Raw genomic sequence first — 9350 nt, 5'->3', positions numbered from 1 at the left:
ATCCATTATTTTCTGCACAATTGTATTTCGGTATTTTAAGAAATATGGAATGGCGCATTTTAATGGGTTTGCCAAGCGATGAAACTGATCAGGAAACTGTCGAATATGTGAATTATTGTGTCGATCGTTTCTTGGACGGTCATCAAAAAGTCTAGTTTTTTTGCAATTTCCTATTCATATAGTATATTAGCCGATTCCGTATTTTTTTTAACTAACCAACAACTAATTGTTGAACCAGTTTTTCAGCAATTATTGTGGAGTAACGAATGGCTCTCCGTCACTTTCTGACTTTACGCGATCTATCGACTTTAGAACTTAACCAGATACTGCAACGCGCCATCGAGCTCAAGCGCAAACAGCATAACAATGAAGTTTTCCAACCGTTTGTTGGTAAAGTTATGGGGATGATTTTTGAGAAATCCAGTACCCGCACGCGTGTTTCGTTTGAAGCTGGCATGACCCAATTCGGCGGCAGCGCAATTTTCCTGTCTTCACGTGATACTCAATTGGGCCGTGGCGAACCTATCGAAGATTCTGCACGTGTTATTTCAAGCATGCTTGATGTCGTGATGATCCGTACTTTTGGTCATGACATCGTTGAACGTTTTGCTTCTTATTCAAAAGTACCTGTGATTAATGCTCTGACTGATGACCATCATCCTTGCCAGCTGCTTGCTGACATGCAGACTTACCTGGAACATCGTGGTCCAATCGAAGGTAAAACTGTGGCGTGGATCGGTGATGGCAACAATATGTGTAATTCATATATTGAAGCTGCGCATATGTGGGGCTTTAAGCTGAAAATTGCTGCGCCTAAAGGTTATGAGCCACAAGAAAAATTCCTGTCTGAATTTGCACACTGTGTAGAGCTGGTTGACTCAGCTGAAGATGCAGCAGTCAATGCTGACCTGATCGTGACTGACGTTTGGGCAAGTATGGGACAGGAAGAAGAACAGAAAATCCGTGAAAAAGCATTTGCTGATTATCAGGTCAATGAGCGCTTGATGGATCTGGCTCACCCCGACTGCCTGTTTATGCACTGTTTGCCAGCACACCGTGGCGAAGAAATTTCAGAGAATATGCTGGATCACAAAAATGCTGTGGTTTGGGATGAAGCTGAAAACCGTCTACATGCTCAGAAAGCATTGGTTGAGTTTCTGATTAATGAAAATCTGAAAAAAGACTAAGTGTTCTTTCAATAAAAAAGCACCGAATCCGGTGCTTTTTTATTGCTCAAAGATTAATGATCATCTTTTAAATATTTTGGTTCTTTCGGTAATTGCCAGCTACAGAAGAAACATACAATCAGCATTACAATGACATACACGAAGAAGGTATTTTCAATACCTGCTGATTTAAACTGTAATGCGACCGAAGGTGCTGAACCACCAAAGACGGCATTACCCACTGCATAAGAGAAACCTACTCCTAAAGCCCGTACATGTGGTGGGAACATTTCTGCTTTTACGATACCGCCAATCGAGGTATAGAGGCTCAGTAACATCATCAGGAAAATCAGCAATAATGCAACGATCACTGGGGTATCACTGAAGACTCGCATACCGACCGCCATGACCGGATAAATCGCAATCGCCATCAATCCACTAAACAGCAGCATACAAGTACGACGACCAATTCGATCCGATAAAGCACCAAAAACTGGCTGTGCAATCATCAATATAAAGATACAGGCCGTCATAATAAATCCGACAGTCTTTGGATCAATACCGATATTGGTTAAATAGGTTTTTGAATAAACCGTAATTACATAAAAGCTTAGTGAACCCGCTGAAGTATAGCCAACCACCAGCAAGAATGTTTTCCAATGGTTCTTGAACAATTCTTTAAGTGTACCTGAATCTTCCTTATCACTATCTTCCGTAGATAGCGTTTCTTCAAGACGGCTACGTGCCAATAAAGAAACAATTGCCGCAATACCACCAATCACAAACGGGATACGCCAGCCACCATCAAGTAACTGTTGTTCGCTCATAAAGCCCAGGAAAATAACTCCGAGTAAACTTGCCAGCAACTGACCACCGGTCAAGGTCACATATTGGAAAGATGAGAAAAATCCACGCTGACCTTTTAAACCCAGCTCACTCATATAGGTCGCAACAGCGCCATATTCACCACCGACTGATAAGCCCTGTAACAGACGCACCAGCAGCAGCAAGAATGGTGCTGCCATACCCACCTGCTCATAAGTTGGTAAAGCTGCGAATAGGAATGAACTGATGGCCATTAAACAGATCGAAATGACCATGGATTTTTTACGGCCATGTTTATCGGCAATACGGCCAAATAGCCAGCTACCTATCGGGCGCATAAAGAAGCTGGCAGCAAATACACCCCAGACATAAATTGCCTGAGTTGAACTGTCCATATTTGGTGCAGTGAGTGCCTTGGTAAAATAAACCGCAAATACAGCATAGATATAAAAATCGAACCATTCGACCAGGTTACCGGAGGCTGCCCCGACAATTCCTTTAATACGACTGTTTTTTTCCTGCTTGGAATAAGCTTGACTCAAAATATGACATCCTTATTTTTAAATCATTGAAGTTTCTTGTTTATAGGTCAATATTTTATGCCTTTAAACTTAGATATTTTTTTGCATGCACCCTACGTACTTACTGGTATGCTGCGTGGGGAGGTGTAAGACTATAAACCTAGATGAAATCCCATACAAAAAATAAAGTGTAATTATTGATAGATTTTTCACATAAAAAGTCTTTTAAACTTCAATATTTAAAAATAAGCAAAAAGAAGAAATCCGAGGAGGCAGGAGAATTAACCAAGGTAGAGTTGCGTACAGATCTTATTCATGCTCTTATAATCCGCAAAATACAGTAATAATTTGTGGCCTTAAATGAAATATAAAATAAATCTATTCACTGCTTTAACCCTTGGCATTAGTTTTCTTAGTAGTCAGGTTCATGCTTCCGAATTTGATCAATACCTGCAACAGCAACAGATCATTGATTCAAAATTTAAAATCAAGAAAAAAGCAGAACTGAATGAAATGCTGGCTGTATTAAGTGCGGAAGATTCTAAAACTTTGCCCCTGCAAATTGATCACAACACAATTATTGAACAACTGAAACTCACTGCTAATAAAACCGAATTAAAAGGTTTAATTATTACTCCAGACTTTGCCCAGTTTGAAAAAGATCTAGGTCCTAAGGAAGTGACTCAGCTTATCCGCAAAAACTTATTACAGAACTGCGGTATTTTCTTTGAGCACCGTTATCAGTTAGAAAATCCCTATAAAGTGATGCTAGAACTGAGTTCCACTACTCGATCTTATGACGTTGAAATATCGCAGAAGGACTGTAAAGGGAACTAAGTTTCTACAGGAAGTAAATCAACGGATTAAACCTTGGGGTTGCATGATAATAATCAGCGCCCCAAATATCACCACTGCACCACCAAGCAAATCCCATCGAGACAGGCTGATCTGATCTACAAAACGCAACCACATCAAAGCAGTAAAGATATAGATACCACCATAAGCTGCATAGATCCGGCCTGAAGCAGCTGGATGCAAAGTTAATAGCCAGACAAAAGCTGCCAAAGCCAGAGCTGTCGGAATCCATAACCAGTGACTTCTTCCCTGATTCAAAATCAGATAAGGAAAATAACAGCCTAGAATTTCCATCACCGCCGTGACCAGGAACAGAAAAAAAGTCGTAATAAGTTTAGTGAACTGAAATTCCATATCTTGTTAAATCTTAGCCAGGCAATAAATCTTGATCAGATCATAGCAATAAAGAAATAAAATAACCCGTGCAAGCACGGGTTATTTCACGATGAGTAGAATTTAGGCTGGTTCAGCAGTCTGATCTTCAAACACTTCAAGTTTCAAGCCTACAGCTTTGCCATTTTCTTTCTTCACAGATACAGCAACATTACCGCCATTATCTGCCAGCTCACCAAACAGAATCATTTCTGCCAATGGTTTTTTCAGATGTTCCTGAATCAGACGCTGCATTGGACGAGCACCCATTAAACGGTCATAACCATTTTCAGCCATCCATTCACGTGCACTCTGATCCACTTCCAGAATAACTTTCTTCTCATCTAGCTGTGCCTGCAACTCGGTTAAGAACTTGTCGACTACATTTTCAATGATCGTACTTGGCAAGGCCTTGAACTGGATCACACCATCGAGACGGTTACGGAATTCAGGTGAGAATGCTTTTTTCATCGCTTCCTGGTTATCATTGCTGTTGTCTTGTTCCATGAAACCGATACTGACACGTGAAATGCTTTCTGCGCCAATATTGGTGGTCAGTACAAGCACCACATTACGGAAGTCTGACTTGCGACCGTTGTTATCGGTCAACGAGCCATGATCCATAATTTGCAGCAACAGGTTAAATACATCCGGATGTGCCTTTTCAATTTCATCGAGTAGTAATACACAATGCGGATTCTTGTGAATCGCATCGGTCAACAAACCACCTTGGTCAAAACCAACATAGCCTGGAGGTGCACCAATCAGACGGGATACCGCATGACGTTCCATATATTCAGACATATCGAAACGAACCAGCTCCACGCCCATCAGTTTTGCTAATTGCTTGGTGACTTCAGTTTTACCGACACCCGTTGGACCAGCAAAGACAAAACTACCGACTGGCTTATCAGGAGATTTCAGACCTGCCCGAGACAGCTTGATTGCGGAACCGAGTGCTTCAATGGCTTCATCCTGACCGAAGACCACACGTTTCAAATCACGCTCAAGGTTTTCTAATACAGTCTTGTCATCTTTAGAAACTGTTTTTGGTGGAATACGGGCAATTTTCGACACGATGTCTTCGATATTTTCTACCGTAATCATGCTATCGTCTTGCTCGGCTTTTAAACGGCGTTGCGCACCCGCTTCATCGATCACATCAATGGCTTTATCTGGCAAGAAACGGTCATTAATAAACTTCGCTGACAGTTCTACCGCTGATACCAAAGCCTGATCTTCATATTGAACATGATGGAAATCTTCAAACTTAGATTTCAGACCACGTAAAATATCAATAGTTTCAGAGATAGAAGGCTCATTCACATCAATTTTCTGGAAACGGCGCGATAAAGCATGATCTTTTTCAAAGACCTGACGGTATTCCTGGAATGTGGTCGAACCTATGCAACGCAATGAACCATTTGCCAGTGCTGGCTTAATCAGGTTCGAAGCATCCATGGTACTACCCATGCTGGAACCTGCACCGATGATCATATGAATCTCATCAATGAACAGCACCGCATCCGGTTTTTTCTTCAAGGCATTGAGAAGTTGTTTCAGACGTTTTTCGAAGTCACCACGGTATTTGGTTCCTGCCACCAGTGCACCGATATCCAGACTATAGATTTCGGCATTTTCTAGTGGTTTAGGGGCTTTACCATTGACAATCAGCCAAGCCAGACCTTCAGCAATGGATGTTTTACCCACACCCGGATCACCGACCAGCAACGGATTATTTTTACGGCGACGACAAAGAATTTGTGCAGCACGCTCAATTTCTTTTTCACGACCAATCAGGGGATCAGTTTTACCTTTTTGCGCTTCGTGATTCAGGTTAGTGGTGTACAGATCTAGTGGACCCGATGCATTCGATGATCCGGTTTCGCCGTCCAGTTCTTCAATTTCTTCTTCGTTCTGCACTTCTTCCTTGCGGGTGCCATGCGACAGATATTGAGTCAAGGTTAAACGGTTAATCTGATGACGTTTCAGCAAATACACTGCAAACGAATCACGCTCTGAGTACATCGCAACTAGAATGTCCGCACCTTCTACCGTACGGTCTCCACCACTTGACTGTACATGGAAAATGGCACGCTGCAGGATCCGGTCAAAACTTTCAGTCGGATGAGGTGCCTGATCGTTATTTTCGCCGAGTTTTGGAGTGTGTTGTTCTACGTATTCTTCAAGTTCTTTGCGCAGCACAATAATGTCTGCACCGCATGCTTTAAGGGCATTCACGGCAGAATCGTTGTCGAGTAAAGCCAATAATAAATGTTCTACTGTCAGAAACTCATGTCTCTTTTGACGAGCCATGCTAACAGCCAAACGTAGTGATACTTCTAATTGACGACTGAGCATGCAACCCCCTTAATCTTTAGGCTCTATCTGGCAAAGTAAAGGATGACCTTGTGATCGAGCGTAATTATTGACCTGGTTCGCTTTCGTTTCCGCAATGTCTCTTGGATAGACGCCAGCAACACCTTTTCCTTCATAATGTACAGTTAGCATTACTTGCGTAGCTTGGTCAAGATTCATTGCAAAGTATTGTTGTAAAATTTCAATTACAAACTCCATTGGGGTGTAATCGTCATTCATCAATACCACCGCATACATCGGTGGACGCTTCAACTCTGGCGGTGCTGTTTGTACTGTAATATCAGCATCTTCGTCATGAAAAGGGTCGTTTGCCAAGCGTGGGCTTATGTGCCAGTCAACCACACCGGACTGATTAAAAGAGTTCTTGATTTCACTTAAACAAATATGACGCTTGTTGCTAGGCATAAGATTTACATTTCACACTTTAGTTTGCATTGGCTTCTGTCTGAGGAATCTCTGACAGGAATGCAGATTGATTTTCAATTGCCTCGCCCTTACTCCAGCTAAAACGGCGGGTAACAGGCTTGCTTGTACCAGTCAGTCGAACTTCTATAAATTCTGGTACAAAACCTTTCGGCATTGTCCAACGACCAGTCAGACGTTCATAATTTTCGAAATTGAAGTTTTTATCTGCCAAAGGCACAATTAAAATTTCAGTTCCCCTAATCAGGCGCAATTCAACCGAACCGGAAACACGCCCCTTGCTTGGACTTACCTGAATCAGATCAAGCTGATATTCAAAGGCATTTTCAGGTAGAGGCTTTACTGCCAGATGCTGAACAGATAAAGGCATACCACCACGCTGACGCAGTACTTCACGATATAAGGTCGCCAGGCTTTCTGCCTGCGTATATTCATCACGGGTTTTATTCATCGCAAGATACAGGTCATTGGCATTACTTACGGCCAGATCACGTTCCTGCGTTGCTGTATTCAGGGTTTTATTCAGGGTTTCCAGACTGGCTTTCTGCTTTTGTACAACCTCAACCAGCTGTTCAGCATCCGCCTCAAAACCTACAACGGTCAGACCTTGACGATGACCTACCGAATAGCCAAGTAAACCACTACTCAGTACCAGAATTGCAGCACCTATCGCAAGTGGCGTGTTCCCTTTCAGAAATGGCATTTTCTTCTTGTCATCTGTGGTCAGATCGTGAGGTTCAGTATTCGGCATTGTCATCTCTTCTATCTTTTTCAAGACACACATTTAAGTCGAAATTCAAATGTGTGTGAAGTTGTAATACGTTTTTTATGGTAATAAAGCAATGTTTTGCAAGCCAGCGTTTTCAGCAAAGCCAAACATCAGGTTCATATTCTGTACCGCCTGACCTGCTGCACCTTTCACCAGGTTATCTTGTGCTACCAGAATAACCAGTTTCGTTGGTTGAGGCTTGTACAGTGCAATACGGAGTTCATTGGCACCACGTACTGAACGGGTTTCTGGCGAACTGCCTGATGGCATGACATCAACGAACTGTTCATTGGCATAGAACTGTTCATAGAGTGCCTGCAAATCTGCTATCTGGCCTGCTTCAGTCAGGTCAATGTAAATAGTTGACAGCATACCGCGAATCATTGGCACCAGATGTGGTACAAATAAAATATGGTCAAATACACCTTTTTGACCTGAGATATTTTCTAACGCTTCTACAATCTCAGGATGATGACGGTGACCTGCTACGCCATAAGCTTTAAAGTTATCTGCATTTTCAGAATAGATCATGCCTAGGCTGGCTTTACGACCTGCGCCTGAAACTCCTGATTTAGCATCAATAATAATACTTTCAGGTTTCACTAAGGCTTCCGCAGATTTTAATACTGGTGCAAGGCCGAGCTGCACGGTTGTTGGATAACAACCCGGGTTACCAATCACATTCGCCTGTTTGATCTTGTCACGATTCAGTTCAGACAGACCATATACAGAATCTTGTAATATAGATGGACAAGCATGTTGCATGCCATACCATTTTTCAAACTGTGCCAAATTCTGTAAACGGAAATCTGCGGCAAGGTCAATTACCTTGGTATTTGCAGCTAGCAGTTCTTCTGCATGTTTCATAGCAACGCCATGTGGTGTCGCAAAAAATACGACATCACAAGATTTTAATAAATCAAGGCTGAGATCAGAAAATTCAAGATCAGTATGACCACGCAGGCTTGGGAACATATCGTCTACACGGCGACCTGCTTCGGTACGTGATGTCAGTGCTTTGACGCTAACGTTTGGATGTCGCAGTAATAGACGTAAAAGTTCAACGCCTGTATAACCTGTGCCACCCACAATACCCACTGAAATCACGATAATTACCTCTAACTAGATGTTTCCTTTATGCCAGGTAGTATGACAGGAAGTTCACGTTTTCTAAACTCTTTCACTGAGGAATGCTGATTTTTTATATATTTTGAAATGCATGTTTAAAGATAAGATTGAAACACCTTTATGTGTGTTTGGTCGTTACTGGAGTAGACCAACTATAATGACAAAGATAAATTACAAATAAGAAAGCAGGTAATGCCAAAAACATAATGGCGTCTAGTCGAATCATAAATGGAATTAACCCTAAAATGGCCAATAGTGTTGTACTGGCTGAAAATTCTTTAGGTATTTGACGATTTTTAATCCATAAAATAGCCATATAAAATAGCATTCCCCACGCGAGCACTCCTGTCAGCATAAAAAATTTGACGGTTAAAGGATAATCCATGGGTAAACTTGGGAAAAAAATACTGTATAAAAATAGTCCGTAAAAAAACAGCGCAGGAAGCGAGACTATAAAAATTAAAATTGTGAGGATTAACCGCATCATGAGGAGTTCTAATTTATCGTTATCATTAGATCTCTTTCATAAATCAAAAAATGATCTACTTTTTTGCTGCTTATTTGTACCGAAGAATTTTCAATATTCATGCATAATCTGCGGATGAAATACATCGATTCAAAGAAGCTTTCTGAAACACAGTTTAAGCGATACACCTGCATCTCATGGTCAACCTTTGATTTAATGGTTGAACAACTGAAAATGCATGTCCCTGCTAAAGGTAGACCATCTAAGTTAAGTGTAGAAGATCAGGTTTTACTCTGTCTGAGCTATTGGCGTGAATACCGGACATTATTTCACGTTGCTACGAGTTATGGGGTTTCAGAACCGACTGCCTCAAGAATCGTCCGTCATGTTGAAGACTGCCTGATTCGGTCCAATCTGTTTAATTTACCCAAAGATTTACCCGAGGG

The 9350-nt window shown here is 41.7% G+C and carries 10 protein-coding genes and 1 pseudogene; 4 read left to right on the top strand and 7 right to left on the bottom strand.

What is annotated here, in order from left to right:
- Positions 1-155: pseudogene (locus B4033_RS01505) on the top strand (TetR/AcrR family transcriptional regulator); the annotation flags it as partial.
- A 111-nt stretch (positions 156-266) separates the two neighbouring features.
- Positions 267-1187, top strand: coding sequence for an ornithine carbamoyltransferase (gene argF / locus B4033_RS01500; RefSeq protein ID WP_004812788.1), 921 nt, complete (start codon positions 267-269; stop codon positions 1185-1187).
- A gap of 53 nt (positions 1188-1240) precedes the next feature.
- Here argF and B4033_RS01495 read toward each other — a convergent pair whose 3' ends face one another.
- Positions 1241-2533 carry an MFS transporter gene (locus tag B4033_RS01495; protein WP_004894557.1) on the bottom strand — a complete coding sequence of 431 codons (1293 nt, stop codon included), beginning with the start codon at positions 2531-2533 and terminating at the stop codon, positions 1241-1243.
- A 339-nt stretch (positions 2534-2872) separates the two neighbouring features.
- Here B4033_RS01495 and B4033_RS01490 point away from each other — a divergent pair, with 339 nt between their 5' ends.
- Positions 2873-3349: a hypothetical protein gene (locus B4033_RS01490; protein WP_004894555.1), complete on the top strand. Its 477-nt coding sequence runs from the start codon at positions 2873-2875 to the stop codon at positions 3347-3349.
- An 18-nt stretch (positions 3350-3367) separates the two neighbouring features.
- Here the strand turns inward: B4033_RS01490 and B4033_RS01485 are convergent, their stop codons facing one another.
- The 6 genes from B4033_RS01485 to B4033_RS01460 form a co-directional block, all read right to left on the bottom strand.
- A complete protein-coding gene (locus B4033_RS01485) occupies positions 3368-3721 on the bottom strand; it encodes a YnfA family protein (RefSeq protein ID WP_076753475.1) in 354 nt (117 codons plus the stop codon).
- A gap of 102 nt (positions 3722-3823) precedes the next feature.
- On the bottom strand, positions 3824-6100 hold the full coding sequence (clpA, locus tag B4033_RS01480) for an ATP-dependent Clp protease ATP-binding subunit ClpA (RefSeq protein WP_286831424.1): 2277 nt from the start codon (positions 6098-6100) through the stop codon (positions 3824-3826).
- Between the two features lie 9 nt (positions 6101-6109).
- Positions 6110-6523 carry an ATP-dependent Clp protease adapter ClpS gene (gene clpS / locus B4033_RS01475; protein ID WP_004894548.1) on the bottom strand — a complete coding sequence of 138 codons (414 nt, stop codon included), beginning with the start codon at positions 6521-6523 and terminating at the stop codon, positions 6110-6112.
- Between the two features lie 19 nt (positions 6524-6542).
- Positions 6543-7292, bottom strand: coding sequence for a DUF6776 family protein (locus B4033_RS01470; RefSeq protein WP_286831420.1), 750 nt, complete (start codon positions 7290-7292; stop codon positions 6543-6545).
- A 75-nt stretch (positions 7293-7367) separates the two neighbouring features.
- Complete coding sequence (argC, locus tag B4033_RS01465) at positions 7368-8423, bottom strand: N-acetyl-gamma-glutamyl-phosphate reductase (protein WP_171260599.1); 1056 nt, start codon at positions 8421-8423, stop codon at positions 7368-7370.
- A 133-nt stretch (positions 8424-8556) separates the two neighbouring features.
- Positions 8557-8754: a hypothetical protein gene (locus tag B4033_RS01460; RefSeq protein WP_228127684.1), complete on the bottom strand. Its 198-nt coding sequence runs from the start codon at positions 8752-8754 to the stop codon at positions 8557-8559.
- 285 nt (positions 8755-9039) lie between these two features.
- Here B4033_RS01460 and B4033_RS01455 point away from each other — a divergent pair.
- The coding region (locus tag B4033_RS01455) for a helix-turn-helix domain-containing protein (RefSeq protein ID WP_286831415.1) at positions 9040-9350 on the top strand (311 nt) is incomplete at its 3' end.

The organism is Acinetobacter sp. UBA3132 (assembly GCF_002364825.1).
Lineage (GTDB): Bacteria > Pseudomonadota > Gammaproteobacteria > Pseudomonadales > Moraxellaceae > Acinetobacter > Acinetobacter schindleri.
Note: the sequence above shows the minus strand (reverse complement) of the source record. Positions and strands in the feature narration are given on the sequence as shown.

Excerpts from the sequence above, each read along its gene's own strand:
- argF (WP_004812788.1), top strand. The coding sequence starts at position 267 with ATGGCTCTCCGTCACTTTCTGACTTTACGCGATCTATCGACTTTAGAA.
- B4033_RS01490 (WP_004894555.1), top strand. The coding sequence starts at position 2,873 with ATGAAATATAAAATAAATCTATTCACTGCTTTAACCCTTGGCATTAGT.
- B4033_RS01485 (WP_076753475.1), bottom strand. The coding sequence starts at position 3,721 with ATGGAATTTCAGTTCACTAAACTTATTACGACTTTTTTTCTGTTCCTG.
- clpA (WP_286831424.1), bottom strand. The coding sequence starts at position 6,100 with ATGCTCAGTCGTCAATTAGAAGTATCACTACGTTTGGCTGTTAGCATG.
- clpS (WP_004894548.1), bottom strand. The coding sequence starts at position 6,523 with ATGCCTAGCAACAAGCGTCATATTTGTTTAAGTGAAATCAAGAACTCT.
- B4033_RS01470 (WP_286831420.1), bottom strand. The coding sequence starts at position 7,292 with ATGCCGAATACTGAACCTCACGATCTGACCACAGATGACAAGAAGAAA.
- B4033_RS01460 (WP_228127684.1), bottom strand. The coding sequence starts at position 8,754 with ATGGCTATTTTATGGATTAAAAATCGTCAAATACCTAAAGAATTTTCA.